The organism is Gordonia sp. WA4-43 (assembly GCF_020520305.1).
Taxonomy (GTDB): Bacteria; Actinomycetota; Actinomycetes; order Mycobacteriales; family Mycobacteriaceae; genus Gordonia; species Gordonia hongkongensis.
The window spans coordinates 90,013-116,394 of sequence record NZ_CP084736.1; the positions used below are offsets into that span (position 1 = coordinate 90,013).

Below are 26,382 nucleotides of genomic sequence, written 5' to 3' on the forward strand. Positions count from 1 at the left end.
CACGACATTCTGCCGACAAACCTGCCCACCCGCGCGTCAACCCGCGAAAGACGGTGCACCGAACCGGCGCAGACGCACCGGACCGTCGCCCGTCGTGCGACGGCGACTAGGCTGGACCCCATTGTGTGTGCGCCCGGGCGCCCACCCCCCGCGTCCGCGGCAGACAGATCACACGGCATCGAGCAGGTCCGAAGGAGTTTTCACGTGGCTGAGTTCATCTACACGATGAAGAAGGTTCGCAAGGCGCACGGCGACAAGGTCATCCTCGACGACGTCACCATGTCCTTCTACCCGGGCGCCAAGATCGGCGTCGTGGGACCCAACGGCGCGGGCAAGTCGTCGATCCTGAAGATCATGGCCGGCCTGGACCAGCCGTCGAACGGCGAGGCGTTCCTCGACCCCGACGCAACCGTCGGCATCCTCCTGCAGGAGCCGCCCCTCAACGAGGAGAAGACGGTCAAGGAGAACGTCGAGGAGGGCATGGGTGAGATCAAGGTCAAGCTCGACCGCTTCAACGAGATCGCCGAACAGCTCGCGACGGACTACTCCGACGAGCTGATGGAAGAGATGGGCAAGCTCCAGGAGGACCTGGACAACAACGACGCCTGGGACCTCGACTCCCAGCTCGAGCAGGCGATGGATGCGCTGCGCTGCCCGCCGGCCGATTCGCCGGTCACCCACCTGTCCGGTGGTGAACGTCGCCGCGTCGCACTGTGCAAACTGCTGCTGCAGAAGCCCGACCTCCTGCTGCTCGACGAGCCGACCAACCACCTCGACGCCGAGTCGGTGCTGTGGCTGGAGCAGTTCCTCGCGAACTACTCGGGAGCAGTGCTGGCCGTGACCCACGACCGGTACTTCCTCGATCACGTCGCGCAGTGGATCTGTGAGGTCGACCGCGGCAAGCTGCACCCCTACGAGGGCAACTACTCGACCTACCTGGAGAAGAAGGCCGAGCGTCTCGAGGTCCAGGGCAAGAAGGACCAGAAGCTGCAGAAGCGGCTCAAGGAAGAGCTCGCCTGGGTCCGCTCCGGCGCCAAGGCCCGCCAGACCAAGAACAAGGCCCGCCTCGCACGCTACGAGGAGATGGCGGCCGAAGCGGAGAAGACCCGCAAGCTCGACTTCGAGGAGATCCAGATCCCGACGCCGCCGCGCCTGGGCGACGTCGTGGTCGAGGTCTCGCACCTGGACAAGGGCTTCGAGGGCCGGGTTCTCATCAAGGACCTGTCGTTCACCCTGCCGCGCAACGGCATCGTCGGTGTGATCGGTCCGAACGGCGTCGGCAAGACGACCCTGTTCAAGACGATCGTCGGCCTCGAGCAGCCCGATTCGGGCACGGTGAAGGTCGGCGAGACGGTCAAGCTGAGTTACGTCGACCAGAGCCGCGCCAACATCGACCCCAAGAAGACGGTGTGGGAGGTCGTCTCCGACGGGCTCGACTACATCGAGGTCGGCCAGAACGAGATGCCCTCGCGCGCCTACGTCAGCGCCTTCGGGTTCAAGGGCCCTGACCAGCAGAAGCGCTCGGAGGTGCTCTCCGGTGGTGAGCGCAACCGCCTGAACCTCGCGCTCACCCTGAAAGAGGGCGGCAACCTGATCCTTCTCGACGAGCCGACCAACGACCTCGACGTCGAGACCCTGGGCTCGCTGGAGAACGCGCTGGAGCAGTTCCCCGGGTGTGCCGTGGTCATCAGCCACGACCGCTGGTTCCTCGACCGCACCTGTACCCACATCCTGGCGTGGGAAGGCAACGTCGAAGAGGGGCAGTGGTTCTGGTTCGAGGGCAACTTCGAGGCCTACGAGGCCAACAAAGTGGATCGCCTCGGCGCCGACGCCGCCCGCCCGCACCGGGTCACGCACCGCAAACTGACTCGCGATTAATCCCGGTTCCGCCCGGCGCGGGTGACTAGCATCGGCAGATGTGACGTCACTCGTTCCGGACGCGGTGGACCACTACTTCAGGTCGCGGACCGACGGGTCGGCAGGTGAGTCGGCCGCCGACCGGGTGCGCAGACATCTCGATGACGCGCGGGTCCGCCGCCGCGGAGAGGCGCTCGTCGGAGTGACCGCGGGCGAGGGCGGCACCGTCGAGATCCTCGTCGTCAACGACGACATGCCGATGCTCGTCGAAGCCGTCCTGGCCACGGTCGAGGCGCACGACCTCACCGTCGATCGCATGGACCACCCGGTGATACCCGTTCAGCGGGACCCCGACGGCACACTCGTCGCCGTCGACTCCGGCGAGACGACCCCGGAGTCCTGGATCGCGGTCTGCGGCCTCGCACGTCACCCGGGCATCGATCCTGAACCGCTGCGCGACGACCTCCGCGAGGTCGTCTCGCGGGTCATCGACGTCGACGCCGATGCGTCGGCGATGCGCTCTCGGATGGCCGAGTGCGCCGCCGGGATGGCCGAGGCGCCGCTGCCGGGGGCCGGAGTCTCCGACGCCGACCGTGGTGAGTACGCCGCACTGCTCGAGTGGTTCGCCGGCAACCACTTCCACCCGCTGGGCCATGTGCGGGTGGGCGGGGACGGGCCCGCCGGGGACGCCGCCCGTCTCGGTGTGTGGCGAACCGACTCCGTCAGCCGCGACTTCCCGTCGGTGACTGATCGTCCGCTGGTCCCGCGGGTCAGCCGGGTGTTCGTGGCGACCGGCATCCAGCGCACCAATTTCCCTGTGCTCGTGCAGGTTCCGACGTTCGATGCGAATGGCGAACACGACGGCGAGCATCGTTTCCTGGGTACCCTCACCTCCGCCGGCAATCATCAGGCGGTGCTCGACGTCCCGGTCCTGCGCGCCAAGGTGCACGACGTCCTCGCGCAGGCGGGCGTCGAGGAGGATTCCTTCGCCGGTCAGTCCATGATCGAGCTGCTGCAGAACTATCCGCTGGTGGAGATGTTCTCGTCCACCGAGGACGAGCTCGAACGCCGCCTGACCGAGATGCTGGACGCGGTGGCGACGCGGTCGCTGCGGCTGTTCCTGCGCACCAACTTCGACGGACGCACCGCCGTCGCCCTCATCTACCTGCCCCGGGACCGCTACAACACGTCCACCCGTCTCGCCCTCGAGCGCGCGCTCGTCGCCGAGGTGGACGGGACCGGGCTGGAGTACACGGCGCGTGTCAGCGAGATGCCGTTGGCACTGTTGCAGGTGCTGGTCTGTATCGACCCGACGACGGCGGCCGAACTCGGCTCGGTCGACACCGGATCACCGGCCCACGCACGCGTGCAGGCGGCGCTGGTCGCCGCCATCCGCGGTTGGGACGAGCGGGTGCGCGAACTGGCTGTCGCAGAAGACGTCCCGGCACTCGACGGCGGCCCGGACGTGCTGCTGCGCCAGTTGTCCTCGTTGTCGGAGGACTACAAGGAGCTCCGCGAGCCGCATGCGGCCCTCGCCGACCTCATCCGCGTCGTGGGTCTGGAACCGGGTGAGATCGACGTGACCCTCGACGCCGCCGAGACGGCGACCGACGGGCGAGAACCGGACCGGTGGATCTTCACGCTGTACCTCTGCGGTGCGTCGGCGACACTGACCGATGTCCTGCCGGTGTTGCACAGTCTCGGTCTCGACGTCCTCGAGGAGCACCCGTACGAGATTCATCGGCTCGACGACACCGTCTGCTGGGCCTACGAATTCAGCGTCCAACTCGCGGCCGGGATGACCGTCGACCTCGACCACACCGACGACCTCGCCGACCGGTTCACCGAGGCGTTCCGCCGGATCTGGCTCGCCGGTGCGGACGTCGACGCCTACAACGAACTCGTCATCAGGTCGGGCCTGGACTGGCGGTCGGCGGCGATGCTGCGCGCCTACGGGTAGTACCTGCGTCAATGCGGGTTCTCGTACAGTTCGGCCCACGTCGCCAGCGTCCTCGGCCAGCACCTCGCCATCACCCGCGGCCTCGTCGACCTGTTCGTCGCGTCGTTCGACCCCGACACCGCCGACGAACAGCGCCGAAAGCGGGTACGCGACAAGCTCGACGAGGAGATCGGACTCGTGTTGAGCCTCGATGCCGACCGCATCGTCTCCGCGTTCGCGGCGGTGCTGTCGGCGACCGACCGCACGAACTACTTCGTCGACGGCGGGTCGTCGGACTCCGATCACTGTCCGGTCATCTCGTTCAAACTCCGTCCGCGCGACATCCCGCAGACCCCTGAACCCCGTCCGCTGCACGAGATCTTCGTCTACTCACCGCGCGTGGAGGGGGTGCACCTCCGATTCGGCTCGGTCGCCCGTGGCGGCCTGCGATGGTCGGACCGCCGGGAGGATTTCCGCACCGAGATCCTCGGCCTGGTCAAGGCGCAGGCGGTGAAGAACGCGGTGATCGTGCCGCTCGGCGCCAAGGGCGGTTTCGTGGTCAAACGGCCGCCGCCGCCGACCGGTGACGCCGCGCGGGACCGGGAGGCGCAGCGGGAGGAAGGGATCGTGTGCTACCGGCAGTTCATCGCCGGCCTGCTCGACGTGACCGACAACATCGACCTCGCGACCGGTGAGGTCATCCCCGCCCGCGGGGTCGTCCGGCTCGACTCCGACGACACCTACCTGGTGGTGGCGGCCGACAAGGGCACCGCCTCGTTCTCCGACATCGCCAACGACGTGTCGAAGTCGTACGGGTTCTGGCTCGGCGACGCCTTCGCCTCCGGCGGGTCGGCCGGATACGACCACAAGGCCATGGGTATCACTGCCCGGGGCGCGTGGGAGTCGGTCAAGCGGCATTTCCGCGAGATGGGGACCGACACACAGTCGCAGGACTTCACCGTCGTCGGGATCGGCGACATGAGCGGCGACGTGTTCGGCAACGGCATGCTGCTCAGCGAGCACATCCGGCTCGTCGCCGCGTTCGATCACCGGCACATCTTCGTCGACCCCGATCCGGAGGCGGCGGCGTCGTTCACCGAGCGGAAGCGGTTGTTCGGCCTACCGCGGTCGTCGTGGGCGGACTACGACACCGACCTCATCAGTGCCGGCGGCGGGGTGTGGGAGCGCGACCGCAAGTCGATCCCGATCACCCCTGAGATGGTGGACGCGCTGGGCATGGAAGACGGCACGACAGAACTCTCACCACCCGAATTGATACGCGCGATCCTGCTCGCTCCGGTCGACCTCCTGTGGAACGGCGGCATCGGGACCTACGTGAAGGCGTCGACCGAATCACATGCGAGTGTCGGCGACAAGTCCAACGACGCGATCCGCGTCGACGGAAACGAGTTGCGTGCCAAGGTGATCGGGGAGGGCGGCAACCTCGGGGTCACCGAACGCGGGCGCATCGAGTTCGACCTCGCCGGGGGTCGGATCAACACCGATGCCCTCGACAACTCGGCCGGGGTCGACTGTTCCGACCACGAGGTGAACATCAAGATCCTGCTCGACGCGGCGGTCTCGGCGGGCGACCTCGACGCCGACGAACGCGACCCCCTGCTGGAGTCGATGACCGACGAGGTGGCCGAACTCGTTCTCGCCGACAACATCTCGCAGAACTCCGAGCTCGGATTCTGCCGCACATTCGAGCTGCTGCGGGTGGAGGTGCACGCCCGGATGCTCGAACACCTCGCCGCCAAACGGGGCGTCGACCTACGCCTGGAAGCACTGCCCGAGCCGCGCGAGCTGCGCAAGCGGGTCGGCGGTGAGCTCCACCGCGGTCTCACGTCGCCCGAGTTCGCGACGCTCATGGCGCACGTCAAGCTCGAGTCCAAATCCGACCTGCTCGCCACCGACCTCCCCGACAACGACGTGTTCGCACCCCGCGTCGCGCGCTATTTCCCGGACGCGGTGCGCACCGAGTATTCCGACGCGATCAGCGGACACCGGTTGCGGCGTCAGATCGTGGCGACGACCCTCGTCAACGACGTGATCGACCACGCCGGGATGACCCACCTGTTCCGGTTGAGCGAGGGGAGCAGCTGCAGTACCGAGGAGGGCGTCCGCGCGTATGTGGTGTCCAACAAGGTGTTCGGCATGAACGAGGTGTTCGAGGGCATCCGGCATGCACCGGCTCCGGTCGAGGCCGTCGACGAGATGATGCTGTACGCGCGCCGTCTGCTGTTCCGCGCCTCGCGGTGGTTGCTCGCCTTCCGGCCGCAACCATTGGCCATGGCCGCCGAGATCACCCGTTACGGCGAGCGGGTGGCAGCACTGTCCGAGGTCATCGACGACTGGTACGGGCCGAGCTCGGCACGCGATGTCGCCGAGCGCGCCGACACCTACATCGAGCACGGCGTTCCCGAGGACCTCGCCCACAGCGTCGCGGCTAGCCTGCACCGCTTCTGTCTGCTCGACATCATCGACGCGGCCGAGATCGCCGACCGGGACGCCGGCGAGGTCGGCGACCTCTACTTCGGGGTGATGGAGCACTTCGGTCTCGAACAGCTGCTCACGGCGGTGTCGGGACTCGAATTCGGCGATCGATGGCATGCGCTGGCCCGGTTGGCCGTGCGTGACGACATGCACGGTGCGCTCCGTGCGCTGACCCTGCGGATCCTGGAGGTCAGCGAACCCGGCGAGAGCACGGCCGACAAGATCGCCGAGTGGGAGTCCTCGCGGTCGAACCGGCTGAGCCGGGTACGTAGCGTGCTCCGGGAGATCGAGGAGACGGGGACCGCGGATCTGGCCACGCTCTCCGTCGCGGCCCGGCAGCTGCGGAGCGTGATCCGCTGATGCGCAGGCGACGGCTGCCGTCGTCGAATCCATCGCGGTCAGGTGTGCCGAGCGCCTAGCCTGAGCACATGACCCGAACCGCACCGCGCATCTGCCCGCTCTGCGAGGCCACCTGCGGTCTGACCCTCACCATCGGCCGGGACCGCGCGATCGGCGGCGAGATCGTCACCGCCGCGCGCGGTGACGCCGACGACGTGTTCAGTGCCGGCTACCTGTGTCCGAAGGGTGCGAGTTTCGCCCAGCTCGACAACGATCCCGATCGCCTCGACCGTCCGCTCATCCGGCGCGATGGTCGGCTCATCGAAACCGATTGGGACACAGCGCTCACCGCTGCGGTCGACGGGCTGCGCGAGGTGATCTCGACCTCCGGCGGCGAGTCGATCGGCTTCTACCTCGGCAATCCGTCCGCGCACACCGTCGCCGGCACGATGTACGCGCCCTTGCTCATCCGGGCACTCGGTACCCGCAACGTGTTCAGCGCCAGCACCCTCGACCAGATGCCGAAGCAGGCGGCCACCGGTTACCTCGTCGGTCATGCCGGGACCTTCGCCGTCCCGGACCTCGACCGCACCGATCATCTCGTGATCATCGGAGCGAACCCGGTGGTCTCCAACGGCAGTGTGACCACCGCCGCCGACTTCCCCGGAAAACTGACCGCGCTGCGCCGCCGGGGCGGCCGCCTGACCGTCATCGACCCGGCTCGCACCCGCACGGCGAAGCTCGGGGACACCCACATCGCGCCGCGGCCCGGAACGGATGCGGCGCTGCTGTGCGCGGTGGTGCAGTGCCTGTTCGACGAGGATCTCGTGGCCGACGACCTCGGCGGGATCGCCGCGCATGTCCTCGGTGTGGAGGCGCTGCGCGACGAGATGCGCGAGTTCACTCCCGAACGGGTGGCGTCGTTCTGTGGTGTGGCGGCCGCCGACATCCGGGCACTCACCCGGTCGATCGCCGCGGCGGAATCGACCGCCGTCTACGGCCGGATGGGCACCACCACAGTGCAATTCGGGACCATCGGCAGTTGGCTCATCGACGTGGTGAACATCCTCACCGGCAACTTCGACCGGCCCGGGGGAGTGATGTTCCCGCTCGCACCGACCGCTCCGTCGCCCCGCCCGGCCCGTGCGGGCCGGGGGTTCCGTACCGGGCGGTGGCGCAGCCGGGTCTCCGGTCACGCGGAGGTCGGCGGAGAGCTCCCCGCCGTCGCGATGGCCGAGGAGTTCGAGACGCCCGGCGAGGGGCGGTTGCGGGCGCTGGTGACGGTCTCGGGCAACCCCGTCCTGTCCGCACCCAACGGTGCACGACTGGGACGCGCACTCCACGACGCACAGTTCGTGGTCTGCGTCGACCCCTATCTGAACGAGACGACGCGGCACGCACACGTCGTGCTGCCGCCGCCGCGCCCATCGCAGAGTCCGCATTTCGACGCCATCCTGAACAACCTGGCGGTCCGGGCCACCGCCCGCTACTCGCCGCCCGTGTTGCCGCTCCCGGTGGGCCGTCCCGACGAGATCGAGATCGTCTGCCGGCTGATCCTGGGCCTGTCCGGGGCCGGGGTCGACGCCGACCCGGGGCTCGTCGACGAACAGGTCATCGCGGCCACGCTGTCGAAGGAGGTCACCGACCCCTATTCGCCCGTCGCCGGCCGTGACGTCGCCTCGCTCGTCGCGATGTTGCCCGACGCGCCCGGGCACCAGCGTCGTCTGGACATGCTGTTCCGCCTCGGGGCGTACGGCGACGCCTTCGGCTCCCGCGACGGCCTCACGTTCGCGGATGTGCTGGCCGCGCCACACGGTATCGATCTGGGGCCGATGCGGCCGCGCCTGCCCGGGGTGCTCCGCACGGCGTCCGGCAAGATCGAACTCGCTCCCGACCCGCTCATCGGCGACCTCGCGCGCCTGAGTGCAGCGGTGGACGCCGGGCGCGACCCGGCGCCGGCCGCCGACGGCAGCCTGCTGCTGGTCGGCCGCCGCCACCTGCGGTCCAACAACAGCTGGATGCACAATCTCCCGGCCCTCACCGGCGGCACCAATCGCTGCACCCTGCTCATGCATCCTGACGATGCCGACCGACTCGGCATCTTCGATGTCGCCAAGGTCCGTGGTGCGGGTGGTTCGCTGACCGTGCCCGTCGAGATCACCACCGACATCCGACCCGGGGTCGCGTCGCTGCCGCACGGGTGGGGCCATGATGTCGAGGGCATCAGACTGGGCGTCGCCGCCGCCGAGCCGGGTGTGAACGTGAACGACCTGAACGACGGCGCCCTGCTCGACCCGCTCTCGGGGACCGTCGTCCTCAACGGTCTGCCGGTGGAGATCGCGCCTGCTTGACCGGGGCGGGTAGTGCGTAGGGTTGGGCCGGGGTGGCCGCCAGGGCTGCACGCCGACGCCGATCAGACAGGGGATGACGCACGTGCTCAACGAGGACGCCGGGACCACGACCGCTGACGGATACCTGGTCAAGGTGCCGGTGCGCTGGTCGGACATGGATGTCTACGCGCACATCAACCACGCCCGGATGGTGACGTTGCTCGAAGAGGCGCGCATTCCCTGGCTCTTCTACGACGGCCGACCGACCGCGCCCCTGCGCGACGGCTGCCTCGTCGCCGACCTACACGTGAGATATCAAGCGCAGCTGCGTCATTCCGAGGGGCCGATCGAGGTCACCATGTTCGTCGAACGCCTGCGGGCCGTCGACTTCACCGTCGGCTACGAAGTGCGCGCGGCGGGTGCCGACCCCGCCTCTCGACCCGCCGTGGTCGCCAGCACGCAGCTCGTCGCCTTCGACGTGGCGGCCCAGCGCATCGCCCGGCTCACCCCGGAACAGAAGGACTACCTCGCCGGATTCCGCCGCCCTGCCGGGGAATCGGCCACACGCGGCGGGCCGAGTTGATGGAGCGGTTCATCGAGTTCGCGTCCTCGGACCGATCGAACGCCCTCGCGTTCCTCTCGCACGCAGTACGTCTCGACGATGCCGCCGTCGTCCGGGTGGTCGCGCGTTCGGACGGTCTGGTGGCCTTGTGGGCACATACCGGGTTCGACGTCCTCGCCACCCGATCGGTGACCGGACGAATCGCGCCGACCGACATCGTGTGCGACGCTTCGACACTGCGTGCGACCGTCGAATCGGCCGGCCCGGGCGCCGCGGTCGATCCCGGCTTCTCCCTCGACAGTGCCTGGCGCGGAGCGCTTCCCGCTGCGATCGGGTTCCGGCACATCGACGACGTACCCGCCCGCAGCGTGGTCGAACTGTCTCGGGAAGGCGCCCGGGTGGCGCGCGAGGAGGGGAGCGGGCACGGTCCCGCAACGGGTCTGCTCGATCAGGATGTCCTCGAGGTCACGTCGGAGGAGGGTGCGCTGCGGGCCGCGGTGAGCATGCGATCGGTCTTCGCCCTGACCGGCATGGGATTCATCCGCGACGCGGACGGACGAGCGGTCACCGAGACCTCCGACACCGGGGCGATCGCAGCCGACGAACCGGTACGAATCCGGATGTCGGCGGCGTGGATTCGGATCGATGCACGCTTCGGCTCGGTGTACCAGCGCCGGCACCGCGATCTCGCGGTCACCGTCCTGAACTAAACGGTGTGTCTCACGATGATCTCTCTTGTCGCCTGAGCTCCAGCCATGGTGATTCGCACTGGCCGCCACGCAGACACGATTATCTCGAAGTCGGAGGCCTGTCAGTACGTCGTGGTTCGATTTGTAGGACGTCCGGGACTTGGAAAAATCAAGCCTTGACTCGAACATATTTTCGAGTACGATGGTGTCATGTCATCGGGGGCGGGGGCCGGATCCACGGCGGTGGACCCATCACAGGAGTCCGTCGAACCGCGCTTTCGTCCCGACCATGAACTCTCCGCATCCGAACTCGTCGAGGTCCTCAACCACTGCGCGGGCTTGGCGGCAGCGTCCGCGCATCGAATGATGGTCGTTGCCAGCCTCATTCACGATGAACGCGAGATGGATTACGCGCAGCGCCGCGCCGAGACGCACAGCGGCGAACTCGACTCCATCGAAGCCTTCGAGCACCTATCAGCGCGAGTGGCCGCCGGCGAGAACCCCTACGAGCAGTTCGGGCCCAACGGTCTCGAACAAGCCATCGCCGAAGTCGGCGCCACCCTCACCGTGACACCGGCCGAGGCGAAAGACCTCATCGAGGCCGGCGACGCACTGCGCTACCGACTCTCCTTCACCGGGCACGCACTGGCGTGCGGTCGAATCGACAAGCGCCGCTTCCTCATCGCTCTCAAGCGCACCGATCTCATCACCGACGACGAAGAGATGCAGACCGTCGACGCCCATCTCGCCGAAGCGATCTTCGCCCGCCCACCGATGTCGACGGCCCGGTTCACCGCCATGGTCGATTCGATCGTCGCCAAGTGGGCACCCGACGCGATCCGCCGACGCAAGGAGCGAGTGAAGTCCGACCGCAAGGTGACGGTCACCCCCGATCGGTTCACGCCGGGGCAGTCCCGGATCTCCGGGACGCTGCCCGATGCTGATGCCGCCGAGTTCGACGCCCGCCTGACGGCGATGGCCACCGCGGTCCACGCCGGTGACCCTCGAAAGTTGGCCAATCGCCGGGTCGATGCCCTCAAAGCACTTTCGCGCGGCGAAGCCGCCATCACCTGCCTATGCGACGACTGTCGACCTGCCGCAACCGAACCCGACACAGCACCAGATTTCGACCCAGCGACAGTGGATACCGCCGAGCCGCCTGCACCAGCTGCTGAGATGGTGGATGCGGACACCTTCGTCGACCCGTCAGCCCCCGACACCGCTGCCGATGACCCGGCCGCGCCGACCGACTCGGCGTCGGACTCGCTGGCGCCGCGCGCGACCTTTCACATCGTGGTGAACCTGTCGACCCTGATCGGTCTCGACGACGATCCCGCGTTCCTCGACCGCCATGGCATCATCGACGCCGACACCGCGCGAGAACTCCTCGCCGAAGCGCGACGCACCTACATCCATCCCGCACCGACCCCCGCCGCGCCACTGGCATCGGCTCCCGAGGCAGACAGTTCGACAACGCGGTACACCCCGTCGAAGAAGCTGCAGGCGCTGGTGCGTGCCGGCGAACTGTGCTGCACCTTCCCGGGCTGCAACGCCCCGGTCTGGCAGATCGACCTCGACCACACCGAACCCTTCGATCACACCGACCCGCGGCGCGGTGGCCCGACCGATGCGCGCAACCTCAAACCGCTGTGCCGCTTCCATCACCGCATCAAGACCTTCACCAGCTGGCAGGACCACCAAGACGAGTCCCGCACCGCCTGGTTCACCACACCCACCGGTCACATGTTCGTCGGCAACGCCTTCAGCGGACGCGACCTGTTCAACAAGCTCTTCCCCAGACGATCACCCGATCACCCCGCCCGCGACCGACTCACCAAGCAGCGCGACAACGACTTCCGACGCCACCAACGCGCCGAGAAGCGCTGGAACGACGCCAACCCGCCGCCCTTCTAGCAGCGTTTCACGATTGTCTTGCTTGCTATCGACGGCGGTGAGGTGCCTGCGTGCCCCTCACGTGGTCCGCGGCCGGCTGCCCGAGTTCAGTCACACCAGCCAGGCCGCTGCGTCCGGCGCCAGCATCCCGTCGACGAGAGGCGAACTGACGAGCAGCAATTCGCCGGGCGGAAGGGGCACCGGCTCATCGCCGGCGTTCAGCGCGCAGACCAGCTGACCCTCGGAACGACGGAACGCCAGGCATCCCTCCGGCGCGCCGTACCACTCGAGGTGCTCACCGGTGAACTCCGGACGGGTCACCCTCAGGTCGATGGCGGCGCGGTAGAGCGACAGCATCGACCCCACGTCCTCGAGCTGGGCCTCGACGGTGAGCGCGCGCCACGACTCCGGGATCGGCAGCCAGGTCTCGGGCGTCGCACTGAACCCGAAGGGCGGCTCGGTCCCCTCCCAGGGGATCGGGACGCGGCAGCCGTCCCGCCCGCGTTCGGTGCGTCCGGACCGTTCCCACACCGGGTCCTGGAGTGCGTCGTCGGGCAGGTCGTCGACGTTCGGCAGTCCCAGTTCGCTCCCGTTGTAGAGGAAAACCGTTCCGGGCAGGGCCATTTCGACGACGAGCATCGCTCGTGCGCGCCTCGTGCCGCGCTCGAGGTCGAGTGCCCCGGTCTCCGGGTCGGCGACGGCGTATCGCGTGACCTCGCGGGCGACATCGTGATTGGACAGCGTCCACGTCGGAGTACCCGACACCGACAACACCGCGTCGAGTGAGTTCTCGATGGCCTCCCTGATCGCACCGGATTCGAACGGCGCCTTGGCGAGCCGGAAGTTGAACCCGAGGTGCAGTTCGTCGGGACGCAGGTACTCGGCGAATCGCTCGTTGTCGCTGACCCAGATCTCACCGACGTTGGCGGCCCCGGGGTACTCGTCGAGGACCTTGCGGATCTTGCGGTGGATCTCGTGCACCGCATAGTTGTTGAAACGCGGGTCGTCGTCGGAGTTCTGCAGCAGTTTGGTCGCCGACAGGTCCATGTCGGGCAGGTCCGCGGGTTTGGCCATGCCGTGCGCGACGTCGATGCGGAAGCCGTCGACACCCCGATCCAGCCAGAAGCGCAGCGTCTTCTCGAGATCGGCGAAGACGTCCGGGTTCTCCCAGTTCAGGTCCGGCTGCTCCTTGGCGAAGATGTGCAGGTACCACTGTCCCGGCGAGCCGTCGGCCTCGGTGACCCGGGTCCAGGCGGGTCCGCCGAAGATGCTGTGCCAGTTGTTCGGCGGCTCGTCGCCGTCGTCACCGAGGCCGTCCCGGAAGATGTACCGCTCGCGTTCGGGACTGCCGGGGGCCGCGGCCAGCGCGGCCTGGAACCACTCGTGCTGGTCACTCGTGTGGTTGGGGACGAGGTCCATCGTCACCCGGATGTCGCGTTCGTGGGCCTCGGCGATGAGCTCGTCGAAGACGTCGAGGTCGCCGAAGAGGGGATCGACGTCCCGGGGATCGGAGACGTCGTAACCGTGATCTGCCATGGGAGAGGCCATGATCGGACTGAGCCAGATCGCATCGATGCCGAGGAGTTCGAGATAGCCGAGTTTGTCGATGACACCGGCGAGATCGCCGACGCCGTCACCGCTGACATCGGAGAACGAGCGCGGATAGAGCTGATAGAACACCGCGGACTTCCACCACGTGGTGTCAGCCGGATCCAGCTGCGACACAACGGGTGGTGCGACCGGTGCGTCGGCGGCGACGACGGCCTCGCCGGCAGCCGGCTCCTCGAGCGCATCGACGTCGGACTCGATCGCGCCGTCGTCGAACGCGACGTCGTCGGGCTGACCCCCGGCGGATGGCTCGGCGGGGACGACCTCTGGTGTCTCATCGCTCACCGTGGTCATTGTGCCCTACCTGAGTTTTCTCGGAGAAATCCAGGTCAGTCGGCGAGTCGGGCGGCGTGTCGGGACAGAAAACGCTCTCAGATGGGTGAATTCATCATCGATTGCGCCGCCATCTCCATGTAGTCGATCAGCGCCTGGCGGTGGGGTGCGTCGAGCGTGTCGTCGTCGATGGAGGCGATCGCGGTGTGCATACAGCGCAGCCACGCGTCCCGCTCGATGGGCCCGACGCGGAAGGGGTTGTGACGCATGCGGAGTCGGGGGTGGCCGCGCTCATCGGAGTAGGTTCGCGGGCCGCCCCAGTACTGTTCGAGGAACATCCGCATCCGACGCTCGGCCGGACCCAGGTCCTCCTCGGGATACAGCGGGCGCAGCACCTCGTCGCGCGCCACCTCGCGATAGAACACAGCCGTGAGTCGCCGGAACGTCTCGGCACCGCCGACCTCGTCGTAGAAGGTCCGCGCGGGGGTTGCCGGCGCCGGTGGGGTCGGAGGGGATGTGTTGGGTTCGCCAGTCACCCTCGCCATTGTCCTCACCCGGGCGCGGTGTCTCAACGCCGACGCCGGGCCGACCCTGTGAGCTGGCCGGACACCGTGAAACAGCTGTCACGGGAACCGTCACCGTGGTGGACTTGTGCTCGTCGGGGTGGCGGGAGGCGAGATGACGCACAGATCACACGGGAAGACGGGACGCGGGCAGATCCGTCCCGCTCGCTGCGCTCCCGTCGCGGGTGACATTCGGCCCGCTCGCTCCGCTCCCGGCGCCGGGGCCTGGACACGCCGCCGGGTGCTGCTCCTCAACGCCACGTACGAGCCGCTGACGGCCGTGACGGTCCGGCGTGCGGTCGTCCTCATCCTCCGTGATCGCGCCGATCTGGTGCACGCCGACGAACAGGGCGAGGCGGTGCACTCCGTGGGTGGCGCGGTCCCGGTTCCGACCGTGATCCGGCTCCGCAGATACGTCCACGTGCCGTACCGGGCGACCGTGCCGATGACCCGGGCCGCTCTGATGCGTCGTGACCTGACCAGGTGCGGCTACTGCGGTGCGCGGGCGACGACGATCGACCACGTGGTCCCGCGGAGTCGGGGCGGGACGCACACCTGGGAGAACTGCGTGGCGTGCTGTGCCTCGTGCAATCACCGGAAGGCGGATCGTCTGCTCGGGGAGCTGGGGTGGACGCTGCGGACGGTCCCGACCGTGCCGAAGGGCAGGCACTGGCGTCTGCTGGCCACCATCAAGGACATCGATCCGGCGTGGCTGCAGTACCTCGATGCCGGCGCCGCGTGACGGTGTGATCCGGTCGCACGGGATCGCCTCACACGTCTACGACGCGCTGTAGGCCCCCGTGGGCCGGGCGGCGGCCAGTGGGTTAGATTGATCAACGATGACCTGCGCCGACAACCGGGCGGGTCCGGCGCGACCATCGAAAGGGTGACATGGACGTCGACAGCCTGATCGTCCCCATCGGAGTGCCAGTCACGATTCTCACGGTGCTTGCTGTTCTGCTCTGTGTTGTCGCGATGGTGTTCTCCTCCGGGGTCAAGTACCCGAAGGTCGAGGAATACACCCTCGACCAGCAGTGGGAACACGCTCCGCTTCTCTTCAGTGCCACCGACATCGAACCGATGGCACTTCCGCGGCATGCGGAACCCGGCGACGTCGATGGGAGCTCGGCCAGTGGCAAATGGTGAGGTTACGCACGCAAATGTGAGCGCCGAGGTCGCGGCCCGGTCGGCCGCCGAACTGCCGCTGGGCGCCGTCTTCACCAACAGCGGTCGCATTTCCGCGGCACGCTACCCGGCCGACGCTCCGACGACGCCGCCGTTCAGCAAGAAGGATCTGATCGCGCTCGACGAGACGCTCAAGGCCGCCAGCGAGAAGGCCCTCGTGCGCTTCTCGGTCTACATCGGCGACCTCGACGGTGAGCTGGAGACCAGCGCCCGTGCGATCCTCGCGAAATCGCCCGAGCCCGCGTACGGCACCCTCATCGCCGTCTCGCCGAACTCGCGTGACGTGGTCATCGTCTCCGGCAACAAGGTGTCCACCCGCGTGAACGATCGCGTCGCGGCTCTCGGTGTCACCGCCGCGGTCACCGGCTTCCGCCAGGGCAATCTGATCGACGGGCTGATCGCCTCGCTGCGCGTGATGGCCACCGCCGCCGCCGGCGGCTGATCGCTCGCACACCCCGGACGTACGAAAGGCCGCCCCACCATTCCGGTGGGGCGGCCTTCGTCGTCGCGGGTCGTCAGTGGGTGAGGACCTTCTCGTGGGCGCCGCGAGCGGTGGGGTCGTCGTCGAGTTCGTCGTCGACCATGTTGCTCTCGTCGAACGGATCCCGGCCGGACAGCACGTCGTCGACGCGCTGCTTGTCGATGGTGCTGATCCACGAGCCGACGAGCAGCGTCGCGACCGCGTTGCCGGAGAAGTTGGTGACCGCGCGGGCCTCCGACATGAACCGGTCGATGCCGACGATGAGGCCGACGCCGTCGAGCATGTCGGGGCGATGGGCCTGCAATCCGCCGGCGAGGGTGGCCAAGCCCGCACCGCTGACGCCGGCGGCGCCCTTGGACGCGATGATCATGAACGCGAGCAGGCCGATCTGCTCACCGACCGACAGTGGGTCGCCCATCGCGTCGGCGATGAAAATCGACGCCATCGTGAGGTAGATGGCGGTGCCGTCGAGGTTGAACGAGTACCCGGTCGGCACCACGACGCCGACAGTGGTCTTCTCCACGCCGAGGTGCTCCATCTTCGCGATCAGGCGAGGCAGCGCGGACTCCGAGGACGACGTCGCGAAGATCAGGATGTACTCGCGGGTGAGGTACTTGACGAGTTTGAAGATCGAGACGCCCGACACGGTGCGCAGCAGCACTCCGAGCACGCCGAACACGAACACCAGGCAGGTCAGATAGAACGCGAGCATCAGCGTCAGCAGCTGCTGGACCGCGGCCCAGCCGGTCTGTCCCACGACGCTGGCGATGGCGCCGAACGCGCCGATCGGGGCCACCCAGAGCACCATGGTGAGCACCTTGAAGACGAGCTTCTGGAAGTAGGAGACCGCGGTGAGGATCGGTTCGCCGGTGCGGCCCATCGCCTGGATCGCGAACCCCACGAGCAGCGCGACGAACAGCGCCTGCAGGACACTGCCCTCGGTCAGCGCGGACAGCATCGATTCCGGGATGATGCCCTGGATGAAGTCGAGGGTTCCGCCGGACTCGTGTGCGTCCTCGGCGAGTTCCTGGCCCTTGCCCGACACCGAATCGATGTTCAGGCCGTCGCCCGGCTGGATGATGTTGCCGACGACCAGGCCGATGGCCAGCGCGACCGTCGACATAGCCAGGAAGTAGACGAACGCGAGTCCGCCGACCTTGCCGACCGTCGCCGCCTTGCGAACCGAGCCGATGCCCAACACGATCGTGCAGAAGATGACCGGGGCGATCATCATCTTGATGAGGCTGACGAACATGGTCCCCAGCACTCCGAGGTCCTTGCCGACGCCCGGCGCGACGAGCCCGACCACGACGCCCGCGATCACCGCGATGATGACACCGATGTACAGCCAATGGGTGCGGTCGCGCTTGGTCTTGGATGGCGTGTCGGCCGTATCGTCGGGCGTGGTCACGATGGGATCGGAACCGTCCCCGGAAGGTGAGTCGCCGGACCTGCCTCGAATGTTCATCGGTGATTCTCTCCTCGTACACCTCGGACAACAGTGATGAGGATTGTGGCCCGATGTGGTGACGCGGGTCACGATTGTGTTCATTACGTTCATACCCAGCACGTCCGGAGTCATCACTTCGGACAGGAACGAGGTCGGCAGGGATGCGGTGGTACCCGCGCACGCTCGCCGGACAGGTCGCCGCGCTCGCACTGGCGGTCTTCGCGGTGGTCGTCGTCGCCGAGAGCGTTCTGGCGGCCGTCGACGCCCGCATCGACGCGGACCGCGCGGCGAGGGCCGAGGTGACAGCGGTGGCCGTCAGCCTGGCGGAGTCGCCGTCGACCGTCGCCGCCCTCACATCTCCGGATCCCAGCGCGGTGCTGCAGCCGGTCACCGAGCGGGTGCGCGCGGCAACCGGGATCGCGTTCATCACCGTGCTGGCGCCCGACCGGACCCGCTACACCCACACCGACCCGGCGCGGATCGGCGAACCGTATCTGGGGAGCATCGACGCGGCACTGCGCGGGCAGACCATGACCGAGAACTACACCGGCACGCTGGGCCCGTCGATCCGGACGATCGTCCCCGTCCGTGATGCCGACGGCCGGGTGGTGGGGATGGTCGCCGCCGGGATCACCCAGCGCTCGCTGACGTCGGCGTGGCGTGGCCAGTTGCCGATGATCGCCCTCGCCGCGTTCGCGGCACTGCTCACCGCGGTCGGCGGCGTGTGGCGGATCCGGCGACGGTTGCTGCGGCAGACCGGCGGGCTCGCACCCGACGAGTTACGACTGATGTACGACCATCACGATGCCGTGTTGCGTTCCGTACGCGAAGGATTGGTCGTCGTAGAAAACGGACGACCGGCGCTCGTCAACGCCGAGGCGCACCGCCTGCTCGAGATCGGACCCGACACGGCCCCCGCGGACCTGCCCGCCTTCCTCACCGACGGCGACGAGGAGACGGACGTGACCTACGCCGACCGCGGCCGGGGACTGCTGGTGAGTCGTTCCCCGGTGGCCGGCCGGCGCGCGTCGTCGGTGGTCACCATCCGTGACCGCACCGAGCTCTCGGAGGCGATGGGCGAACTCGACTCCATGACGCGGTTCGCCGAGGCCCTCCGATCGCAGGCGCACGAGGCCGCCAACCGGTTGCACACGATCGTCGCCCTCGTGGAGATGGGCCGGCCCGACGAGGCGATCCGGCTGGCGACGACCGAGTTCGAGCTCTCCCAGCACCTCATCGACCGGATGACCCAGGCGGTGGCCGAGCCCGCGCTGGTCGCCCTCCTGCTGGGGAAGACGGCGCAGGCGGCCGAACGCGGGATTGCGCTGTCCCTGACCGAGGATTCGCAGGTGAGTGACGCCGCCACCGGGCTCCTCACGCCCGGTGAGATGATCACGGTCGTGGGCAACCTGATCGACAACGCCCTGGACGCCTGCGACCCCGCGGACCCGTGGGTGGAGGTGACGGTCGTCGGGGACGACCGCGTACTCGACATCGTCGTCGCCGACAGCGGCAGCGGCATGGATGCCGACCTGCTCGCCCTGGCGACAACTCGGGGTTACTCGACGAAGCCCGGAGGTGACGCCGCCGGGCGCGGCCTCGGTCTCGCCCTCGTCGCCCAGGTCGTCGCCCGTCGGCACGGGACGATGAGCGCCGAGAACACCTACGGCTCGGTCATCTCGGTACGCGTGCGCGCCGACGCGGGAGAGCGCGGACGATGATCCGCGTCCTGATCGTCGAGGACGAACCCGTGATCGCCGAGGCGCATCGCGATTATCTCTTCCGGCTGGGCGGATTCGAGGTCGTCGGTGCCGTGTCCACCGCGCAGGAGGCGCTGCGGATGGCCACCGCCGGACCGGTGGACCTGGTGCTGCTCGACCTGGGTCTGCCCGACGCACGTGGCGTGGACCTCGCGTCGGCGCTGTCGGGTGTCCGCCCGGCGCCCGACGTCATCGCGATCACCGCCCAGCGTGACCTCGCCACCGTCCGGAGCGCCATGTCGCGCGGGGTGCTGCTCTACCTGCTGAAACCCTTCACCTTCGCCGCGTTCCGGGAGAAGATCGAGCAGTACCTGCGCTACCGCGAAGCCCTCACCGGCGACGCCGACGCGGTCAGTCAGCGCGACGTCGACCGGGCGCTCGCCGAGCTGCGCACGAGCGACACCCGTCGATCGGCGAAGAAGGGTGCGGCGCCGCAGACCGAGGACGCGGTCAGCAGGGCGGTCCGTGACAGCCCCGACGGGCTGACCGCCTCGGAAGTGGCGCGCGCCCTCGGATCGTCGCGGGTCACCGCCTGGCGCTACCTCGAGCGGCTCGCCGACGACCACGTACTCGAACGCGATACCGAGTACGGCTCGGCGGGCCGCCCGCAGGTGCGCTACCGGTGGCGACGGCGCTGAACCCGGCGTCCGCGGGGTTCAGCTCTCCTGCGCGTCGTAGGCGCGCGCCCGCAGCGAGCGGGCCACGCCGTCGCGGCCCTCGGAGATCAGCCGCTTCAGCGCGGACGGATGGTCCCCGGACAGGAAGTCCTCGGCGAGGTCGAGGGCCTGCTGCGACATCGCCCAACTCGGGTACAGGCCGATGACGACGGTCTGCGCGACCTCGCTCGACCGGCGTGCCCACACCTTCGGAACCGCCTCGAAGTACTTCTCCACGTAGGGCTCGAGGAGTTCGCCCTGGCCGGGACGGGCGAATCCGCCGATCATGGTGCGGGTGTACACGTTCGACAGCGCGTCGTCCTCGATGGCGCGAGTCCAGGTGTCCGCCTTGGCCTCTGCCAGCGGACGCGCCGCCCGCGCCAGCGCCGCCGAACGCGTGCCGGTGGCGGTGTTGTCCCGCTCGGCCTCGGCGTCGATGACCGGGGTCGACTCCGGATCGGTGTCGATCGCCCCGGCGGTGGCCAGCGCGGTCACCAGCTTCCACCGCAGGTCCGTGTCGACGGCGAGACCCTCGAGCCCGTGGTCGGCGGGATCCGCGCCCTCGAGCAGCGCCCGGGCCACCTCGGTCTGGTCGTCGTTGATCCGGCCGCCGAGCCAGGTGTTGACGAACGCCAGCTGATGGTCGGAACCCGGCTCGGCCGCGCTGGCGAGTTCGAGCATGCGCGAGCTGAATCCGGGACGGCCCGTGGTGGCCGCCCACTCCGGGTCGGCATAGGATTCGATGGCGGTCGTCGCCTGCAGCAGAACTCGTTGCACCACACCGATTTCCGACTCTCCGGCGATGCCCTGCCGAACGAGTTCGACGAAGTCACGGGCACGCATCTCGGCCTGACGGGTCATCTCCCACGCCGCCGACCAGACCAGGGTGCGCGGCATCGGATCGCTGATGTCGCCGATCCGGGCGGTCGCCGTCGCCAGCGACTCCGGATCGAGCCGAACCGAGGCGTAGGTGAGGTCACCGTCGTTGAGCAGCACCAGATCTCCACGATGCACACCGACGAGGTCGGCGACGTCGGTGCGCTCGCCCTCGATGTCGAGTTCCACACTGTGCGTCTGCTCGATGGCACCGGATCCGTTGTCGGCGTAGACACCGACGCGCAGTCGGTGTACCCGGGTCTCGCCGGCGCCCGGGGCGGCGCCGTCCTGGACGATGGTGAACCGCGTGAAGGCGCCGGAGTCGTCGACCTCGAAGTCGGGCCGGATGACGTTGATGCCCGTGGTGCGCAACCACTGGTCGCCCCAGTCCGACAGGTCCCGGCCCGACGACTTCTCCAATGCGCCGAGGAGATCGGCGAAGGTGGCGTTGCCGAACTGGTGCGCGGCGAAGTAGCTGCGCAACCCGGCGAGGAAGTCCTCGAGACCCACGTACGCGACGAGCTGCTTGAGGACCGACGCGCCCTTGGCGTAGGTGATGCCGTCGAAGTTGACCTCGACGGCCGCGATGTCGGGGATGTCGGCCGCGACCGGGTGGGTCGAGGGCAGCTGGTCCTGCCGGTAGGCCCAGGACTTCTCGACGTTGGCGAATGTCGTCCAGGCGCTGGCGTATTCGGTCGCCTCGGCCTGGCACAGCACGGACGCGAAGGTCGCGAACGACTCGTTGAGCCACAGATCATCCCACCACTGCATGGTGACCAGGTCGCCGAACCACATGTGGGCCATCTCGTGCAGGACGGTCTCGGCGCGGCGCTCGTAGAGGTACTTGGTCACGCGGGACCGGAAGACGTAGTCCTCGAGGAAGGTCACGGCGCCGGCGTTCTCCATCGCGCCGGCGTTGAACTCGGGGACGAACAGCTGGTCGTATTTGCCGAAGGCGTACGGGATCCCGAAGTTCTGGTGGTAGAAGCCGAAGCCCTGTTTGGTCTCGGTGAACAGGCGCTCGGCGTCCATGTGCTCGGCGAGCGATGCGCGGCAGTAGATGCCGAGCGGGATGTCGCCGTGCTCGTCGGAGTAGACGTCGGTCCACTCCGCATACGGCCCCGCGATGAGCGCGACCAGATAGGTGCTCATCGGTACTGTTTCCCGGAAGCGGTGCACCACAGCGGATGTGGAGCCGTCCGGTTCGCCAGGAGCCTCCGCGTGCGCGGCGTTGGAGATGACCTTCCAGTCCGCGGGAGCGGTGACGGTCACCGTGTAGGTCGCTTTGAGATCGGGCTGATCGAAGCAAGCGAACATCCGCTTGGCGTCGGCCGTCTCGAACTGTGAGTACAGGTACACCGAGTCGTCGGACTGGTCGACGAACCGGTGCAATCCTTCGCCGGTGTTGGAGTACGCGCAGTCGGCGACCACGGTGAGCGTGTTCTCGGCGGCGAGGCCCGACAGCGGGATACCCACTGATTCGTCGAAACCGGAGACGTCGAGGTCGGCTCCGTTGAGGGTGGCCGAGATCAGCGTGGGTGCCACGAGATCGACGAACGTCTCGCTGCCCTCCGTCGCGGTGAACCGCACCGTCGTCGTCGAGCGGAAGGTCTCGGTCCCGGGCGCCCCGGAACCGTCGGTGAGGTCGAGGTCGATCTGGTAGTTCGACACGTCGAGAATCGCTGCGCGGTCGCGGGCCTGGTCTCTGGTGAGGTTCGGAGCAGTCACGCAGGCCAGCTTATCCAGGTCAGGACTCCGGCGGTGCTCCACGCAGTCCGGCGGGGTTCAGGATCGCCCGTGCGATCGTCTCGAGTTCGGCGGCGACCCCGGGCCGGGACCACAGCTGCGGCGACTCGATGATCTCGCACGTGTAGCCGAACAACGCCTGGGCGAGCGCATTCGCGTCGGCCGCGGTCAGCAGTGGGTTACGGGACCGGATCGCGTCGATCCATTCGGCCCGGTAATCCATCTGCGCGTTCCGGAGCTGCGTCTGCTCGGTGTCCGGGAGATACATGAGGTCGCTGGTGAAGACGGGCATGATGCGGCCGTGGACGTCGAGTGCGTACTCGACGAAGACGCGGATGAGCACGTCGAGCGGGTCGTCGGAACCGGCGCGGCTCAACGCATGGGCGGTGACGTAGAGGATGCCCTGCACACCGCGCCACAGCACCGCCCGCAGGAGATCGGATTTGCCAGAGACCTCCTGATAGAGCGTCGCGATCGAGACATCGGCGGTACGGGCGATCTCGTCGATGCGGACGTCGGTGAAGCCCCGCTCGGAGAACAACTGGGTGGCGGCGTCGAGAATGCGCTCGCGACGGGAGGCGGGGCGACGGTGCGCGGGTGCGCGCTCGGCATCGGGGTCCGGCTCCGGTGGCCCCGGCAGCCGGCACGCGAGGATGGAGTCCGCCACGGCGCGCTGGACCTCCATGAGGCGGGCGGGCGACAACGAGCCCCGCATCTCGGAGGTGTTGGAGTACACGCTGAGTGCAGCGGCACCCAGCATCGCCGCCTCCGACGGCACGACGTCGGGACGCGCCGCGGCGATGAGTGAGGCGAAGTGTTCGCTCAGCTGGCCGAAATAGCTTCTCATCACATCGAGTTCGGCCGGCTGCAGATGGCGTTGCTCGCGACGCCACAGCGTCGACACGTCCCGATGGGCGGTGAGGTCACCGAGCCCGTCGAGCAGAAGTGCGAGCTGCTCGACCGGCGAGCGGCCGTGCTCCTCGGCGTCGGCCATGAGTGTCGCGACGAGCTCCACCTGCGTCGTCAGCGCTTGCGAGAGGATGTCGTGTTTGCCGGGGAAATGTCGGTACACCGCCGGCCCGGTGAGACCGACCGCGGCGCCGATCTGCTCGATGCTGACGTTTCGGAATCCCGCGTCCTGGAACAGTCTTGTGGCGGCCCGGACGATCTGTGCCGAGCGCTGTCCGAGAGATCGGGGTTCGAGCGGCCGGAGACGCGCGACCACCCGGGCGGGTTCGTCCGGATCGGACGGTGGCGACGACGGCATCCCGGGTCCTCTTCCTCGGCGGTTCTTGCACCATCTCACACCGTGCCCGGACCGGGCCCCGCGAATCCACAGCGCCGGCGACTGCTCCGCGCATCGGGAACAGTTCGAACCGCCGGGGTGTTGAGCCGTCCGACGGCGCCACCGGCCGATCGTCGGCGGCACGTGTTCAATGTCGACTCTCGAGAGGATGTTCCATGTCAGAGCAGGCCCAGCCCACCGATCGCGTCGATTTCTGGTTCGACCCGCTCTGCCCGTGGTGCTGGATCACCTCACGCTGGATCCTCGAGGCCGAGAAGGTCCGGCCGATCGAGGTCAATTTCCACATCATGAGCCTCGCCGTCCTCAACGAGGGCAAGGACATCCCCGAGGAGTACCGCGAGGGCCTCAAGCACGCCTGGCGTCCGGTCCGGGTCATCGCCGCCGCCGCGGCGCAGAAGGGTGACGAGATCCTGGCGCCGCTGTACACGGCGATGGGGACCCGCATCCACAACCAGGGCATCAAGGATCTCGACGAGGTCATCGCGGGCGCGCTCGAGGAGATCGGCCTCGACGCCTCGCTCGCCGAGGCCGCCGACCGTACCGAGTTCGACGAGGTCATCCGCGAGAGCCACCACGCCGGAATGGACAAGGTGGGCGACGATGTCGGGACGCCCACCATCCACGTCAACGACGTCGCCTTCTTCGGCCCCGTGTTGTCGCGGATCCCGCGTGGCGAGGACGCCGGGACGGTGTGGGACGGTGCGCGCGCACTCGCGTCCTACCCCCACTTCTTCGAGCTCAAGCGCACGCGCAACGAGGATCCGCAGTTCGACTGATCGGCTTCGGTTGCACGCCAGCGGTTCAGTACGTCAGAAGCGTGGTGGCGGTTCGATGCCGTTGGGCAGTCCGTCGGGCGTGAGCGTCGCCGGATGGGGAGGCGGCGGCACCGCCACCACGTTTCCACTCCCGACGCCCCGGACGATCTGACTCGGACGCAGCAGCATCGCCCCCGCGCGGGTCCGGTCGCGGAGTGCGGCTGCCCGCCAGGTCAGCACCGGATGCGACGACATCGCGTTGGTCAGGAAGGTGAAGAACCCGCGCTCGTGGGTCGCCCGGTCGGCGAACTGGTCGAAGTCCACCGCCGAGAGCATGTACTTGCCGGCGGCCAGGACCCCCATCGCCCCGGGCGCCCCACCGGGTCTGGCGTAGTACCCGTAGTTGTCCGCGCTGTACTCCTGCGCGCGGGACAGGGCGGCGCCGAGCACCGGGATGTTCATGCCGACGATCGTCGACAGCTGTCGCCAGTACGAGGTGTGCCCGGCGGCGATGTGCCCGACCTCGTGGCCGATGATGAACTCGAGCGCCTGCGGGTCCCGGGCGGCGCCGCCCACCTCGAACAGGTCGGAGTACACGACGACGAACCGCCGGAACCCGTGCCCGGAGGCGAATGCGTTGATCGCGCCGTTGCCGAGGACGACGTAGGCATCCGGCACGTACTCCAGTCCGAAGCGGGCTGCGGCTTCGACGACCATCCGGTGTCCGTCGGGGAACTGGGTCGGCGTCATCTGTACGCCGTTGACCCGCGGTGATGCATAGGTCAGGCCGCGGATCACGAACAGCAGGAGCGGAAACAGCAACGCGCCCAACAGGAGTTGGTCGAGGGTGCCCAGCGCGACGAGGACGATGATCGCCGCGTACCCGACCACCGTCGCGAGGATCACCAGCACGAGGGTGGGGATCTCCCAGGGGTGCAGCCGCGGCCGCGCGGCGTAGTGCGCCGGGCGCAGCCACCGTCGACCGGGGTCGGCGGGCGCGGGTGGCGGCGGGTCGGCGACGCCGGGCACGTTGGGGATCGGTGCCCCGGAGTCGGGTGTGCCGGCGGCCGGCTCGCGGGGGACGGGCAGGGGCGTGTCCACGCCCTCAATCTATAGTGACGCCATGCGTGTCTACCTCGGTGCCGACCATGCCGGATTCGAACTCAAGAACCAGATCGCAGACCACCTCGAGGCCACCGGCCACGAGGTCGTGGACTGCGGTGCCCACGAGATGGACCCCGCCGACGACTACCCGGCGTTCTGCATCGCCGCCGCGGCCAAGACCGTCGCCGACCCCGGCAGCCTGGGAATCGTCCTCGGTGGCAGCGGCAACGGCGAACAGATCGCCGCGAACAAGGTCCCCGGCGCGCGCTGCGCACTCGCCTGGAGCGTCGAGACCGCCCAGCTCGCCCGTCAGCACAACAACGCACAGCTCATCGGCATCGGCGGCCGGATGCACAGCACCGCCGAGGCGCTGGCCATCGTCGACGCGTTCCTGGCCACCCCGTGGTCGGAAGAGGCGCGGCACCAGCGGCGCATCGACATCCTCGCGGAGTACGAGCGCACCGGCGAGGCTCCCGAGGTGCCGGGGGCCCCGGCCCAGTAGGTCTCGGCCGAG

The 26,382-nt window shown here is 68.3% G+C and carries 18 protein-coding genes and 1 pseudogene; 13 read left to right on the top strand and 6 right to left on the bottom strand.

The window, feature by feature from the left end; genetic code table 11:
* The first annotated feature begins 204 nt into the window (after positions 1-204).
* The 6 genes and pseudogenes from ettA to LEL84_RS00415 all read left to right on the top strand — a co-directional run bounded on the left by ettA (position 205) and on the right by LEL84_RS00415 (position 12,126).
* Positions 205-1,878 carry an energy-dependent translational throttle protein EttA gene (gene ettA, locus LEL84_RS00390; protein ID WP_065629023.1) on the top strand — a complete coding sequence of 558 codons (1,674 nt, stop codon included), beginning with the start codon at positions 205-207 and terminating at the stop codon, positions 1,876-1,878.
* A 40-nt stretch (positions 1,879-1,918) separates the two neighbouring features.
* A pseudogene (locus tag LEL84_RS00395) lies at positions 1,919-6,652 on the top strand (NAD-glutamate dehydrogenase).
* 68 nt (positions 6,653-6,720) lie between these two features.
* Positions 6,721-8,982, top strand: coding sequence for a molybdopterin-dependent oxidoreductase (locus LEL84_RS00400; RefSeq protein ID WP_226513041.1), 2,262 nt, complete (start codon positions 6,721-6,723; stop codon positions 8,980-8,982).
* Positions 8,983-9,055: 73 nt separating this feature from the next.
* Positions 9,056-9,544 carry an acyl-CoA thioesterase gene (locus tag LEL84_RS00405; protein ID WP_226513042.1) on the top strand — a complete coding sequence of 163 codons (489 nt, stop codon included), beginning with the start codon at positions 9,056-9,058 and terminating at the stop codon, positions 9,542-9,544.
* The gene (locus LEL84_RS00410; protein WP_226513043.1) at positions 9,544-10,233 is read left to right on the top strand and encodes a hypothetical protein; all 690 of its coding nucleotides are present in this window, start codon (positions 9,544-9,546) and stop codon (positions 10,231-10,233) included. Before LEL84_RS00405 ends, LEL84_RS00410 begins: the two co-directional genes overlap by 1 nt.
* A gap of 189 nt (positions 10,234-10,422) precedes the next feature.
* Positions 10,423-12,126, top strand: coding sequence for an HNH endonuclease signature motif containing protein (locus LEL84_RS00415; protein WP_068972481.1), 1,704 nt, complete (start codon positions 10,423-10,425; stop codon positions 12,124-12,126).
* A gap of 90 nt (positions 12,127-12,216) precedes the next feature.
* Here LEL84_RS00415 and LEL84_RS00420 read toward each other — a convergent pair whose 3' ends face one another.
* A complete protein-coding gene (locus LEL84_RS00420; protein WP_226513044.1) occupies positions 12,217-14,007 on the bottom strand; it encodes a glycoside hydrolase family 13 protein in 1,791 nt (596 codons plus the stop codon).
* Between the two features lie 77 nt (positions 14,008-14,084).
* Positions 14,085-14,531 (bottom strand): globin, encoded by a 447-nt coding sequence (locus LEL84_RS00425; protein ID WP_226513045.1) that lies wholly within the window; start codon positions 14,529-14,531, stop codon positions 14,085-14,087.
* A 133-nt stretch (positions 14,532-14,664) separates the two neighbouring features.
* Here LEL84_RS00425 and LEL84_RS00430 point away from each other — a divergent pair, with 133 nt between their 5' ends.
* The 3 genes from LEL84_RS00430 (at position 14,665) to LEL84_RS00440 (ending at position 16,176) form a co-directional block, all read left to right on the top strand.
* Complete coding sequence (locus LEL84_RS00430) at positions 14,665-15,291, top strand: HNH endonuclease (protein WP_226513046.1); 627 nt, start codon at positions 14,665-14,667, stop codon at positions 15,289-15,291.
* A 149-nt stretch (positions 15,292-15,440) separates the two neighbouring features.
* Positions 15,441-15,695 (top strand): hypothetical protein, encoded by a 255-nt coding sequence (locus tag LEL84_RS00435; protein ID WP_058250036.1) that lies wholly within the window; start codon positions 15,441-15,443, stop codon positions 15,693-15,695.
* On the top strand, positions 15,682-16,176 hold the full coding sequence (locus LEL84_RS00440; RefSeq protein ID WP_171011575.1) for a DUF5130 family protein: 495 nt from the start codon (positions 15,682-15,684) through the stop codon (positions 16,174-16,176). Before LEL84_RS00435 ends, LEL84_RS00440 begins: the two co-directional genes overlap by 14 nt.
* Positions 16,177-16,249: 73 nt before the next feature.
* Here the strand turns inward: LEL84_RS00440 and LEL84_RS00445 are convergent, their stop codons facing one another.
* Positions 16,250-17,683 carry a cation:dicarboxylate symporter family transporter gene (locus LEL84_RS00445; RefSeq protein WP_226513047.1) on the bottom strand — a complete coding sequence of 478 codons (1,434 nt, stop codon included), beginning with the start codon at positions 17,681-17,683 and terminating at the stop codon, positions 16,250-16,252.
* A gap of 143 nt (positions 17,684-17,826) precedes the next feature.
* Between LEL84_RS00445 and LEL84_RS00450 the strand changes: the two genes are divergently transcribed.
* Together LEL84_RS00450 and LEL84_RS00455 are read left to right on the top strand one after the other, a co-directional pair.
* Entirely contained in the window at positions 17,827-19,386 is a 1,560-nt protein-coding gene (locus LEL84_RS00450) for an ATP-binding protein (protein ID WP_226513048.1), read from the top strand.
* Positions 19,383-20,063: a response regulator gene (locus tag LEL84_RS00455; protein ID WP_226513049.1), complete on the top strand. Its 681-nt coding sequence runs from the start codon at positions 19,383-19,385 to the stop codon at positions 20,061-20,063. The genes LEL84_RS00450 and LEL84_RS00455 overlap by 4 nt, the downstream gene beginning before the upstream one ends.
* 18 nt (positions 20,064-20,081) lie before the next feature.
* Here LEL84_RS00455 and pepN read toward each other — a convergent pair whose 3' ends face one another.
* Positions 20,082-22,685 carry an aminopeptidase N gene (pepN, locus tag LEL84_RS00460; protein WP_226513050.1) on the bottom strand — a complete coding sequence of 868 codons (2,604 nt, stop codon included), beginning with the start codon at positions 22,683-22,685 and terminating at the stop codon, positions 20,082-20,084.
* A gap of 19 nt (positions 22,686-22,704) precedes the next feature.
* Positions 22,705-23,970 carry a TetR/AcrR family transcriptional regulator gene (locus LEL84_RS00465; protein ID WP_226513051.1) on the bottom strand — a complete coding sequence of 422 codons (1,266 nt, stop codon included), beginning with the start codon at positions 23,968-23,970 and terminating at the stop codon, positions 22,705-22,707.
* Between the two features lie 194 nt (positions 23,971-24,164).
* Here LEL84_RS00465 and LEL84_RS00470 point away from each other — a divergent pair, with 194 nt between their 5' ends.
* The gene (locus tag LEL84_RS00470; protein ID WP_226513052.1) at positions 24,165-24,785 is read left to right on the top strand and encodes a DsbA family protein; all 621 of its coding nucleotides are present in this window, start codon (positions 24,165-24,167) and stop codon (positions 24,783-24,785) included.
* 33 nt (positions 24,786-24,818) lie between these two features.
* On the opposite strand, the gene LEL84_RS00475 is transcribed toward LEL84_RS00470, so the two are convergent.
* On the bottom strand, positions 24,819-25,865 hold the full coding sequence (locus tag LEL84_RS00475; RefSeq protein WP_165630203.1) for a M48 family metallopeptidase: 1,047 nt from the start codon (positions 25,863-25,865) through the stop codon (positions 24,819-24,821).
* 22 nt (positions 25,866-25,887) lie between these two features.
* Between LEL84_RS00475 and LEL84_RS00480 the strand changes: the two genes are divergently transcribed.
* On the top strand, positions 25,888-26,370 hold the full coding sequence (locus LEL84_RS00480) for a ribose-5-phosphate isomerase (protein WP_058250044.1): 483 nt from the start codon (positions 25,888-25,890) through the stop codon (positions 26,368-26,370).
* The last annotated feature ends 12 nt before the right edge of the window (positions 26,371-26,382 follow it).

What these genes read in the sequence shown, in the direction of transcription:
- LEL84_RS00400 (WP_226513041.1), top strand. Translation starts at nt 6,721, where the DNA reads ATGACCCGAACCGCACCGCGCATCTGCCCGCTCTGCGAGGCCACCTGC.
- LEL84_RS00405 (WP_226513042.1), top strand. Translation starts at nt 9,056, where the DNA reads ATGACGCACGTGCTCAACGAGGACGCCGGGACCACGACCGCTGACGGA.
- LEL84_RS00410 (WP_226513043.1), top strand. Translation starts at nt 9,544, where the DNA reads ATGGAGCGGTTCATCGAGTTCGCGTCCTCGGACCGATCGAACGCCCTC.
- LEL84_RS00415 (WP_068972481.1), top strand. Translation starts at nt 10,423, where the DNA reads ATGTCATCGGGGGCGGGGGCCGGATCCACGGCGGTGGACCCATCACAG.
- LEL84_RS00420 (WP_226513044.1), bottom strand. Translation starts at nt 14,007, where the DNA reads ATGACCACGGTGAGCGATGAGACACCAGAGGTCGTCCCCGCCGAGCCA.
- LEL84_RS00425 (WP_226513045.1), bottom strand. Translation starts at nt 14,531, where the DNA reads ATGGCGAGGGTGACTGGCGAACCCAACACATCCCCTCCGACCCCACCG.
- LEL84_RS00430 (WP_226513046.1), top strand. Translation starts at nt 14,665, where the DNA reads ATGACGCACAGATCACACGGGAAGACGGGACGCGGGCAGATCCGTCCC.
- LEL84_RS00435 (WP_058250036.1), top strand. Translation starts at nt 15,441, where the DNA reads ATGGACGTCGACAGCCTGATCGTCCCCATCGGAGTGCCAGTCACGATT.
- LEL84_RS00445 (WP_226513047.1), bottom strand. Translation starts at nt 17,683, where the DNA reads ATGAACATTCGAGGCAGGTCCGGCGACTCACCTTCCGGGGACGGTTCC.
- LEL84_RS00450 (WP_226513048.1), top strand. Translation starts at nt 17,827, where the DNA reads ATGCGGTGGTACCCGCGCACGCTCGCCGGACAGGTCGCCGCGCTCGCA.
- LEL84_RS00455 (WP_226513049.1), top strand. Translation starts at nt 19,383, where the DNA reads ATGATCCGCGTCCTGATCGTCGAGGACGAACCCGTGATCGCCGAGGCG.
- LEL84_RS00465 (WP_226513051.1), bottom strand. Translation starts at nt 23,970, where the DNA reads ATGCCGTCGTCGCCACCGTCCGATCCGGACGAACCCGCCCGGGTGGTC.
- LEL84_RS00470 (WP_226513052.1), top strand. Translation starts at nt 24,165, where the DNA reads ATGTCAGAGCAGGCCCAGCCCACCGATCGCGTCGATTTCTGGTTCGAC.
- LEL84_RS00480 (WP_058250044.1), top strand. Translation starts at nt 25,888, where the DNA reads ATGCGTGTCTACCTCGGTGCCGACCATGCCGGATTCGAACTCAAGAAC.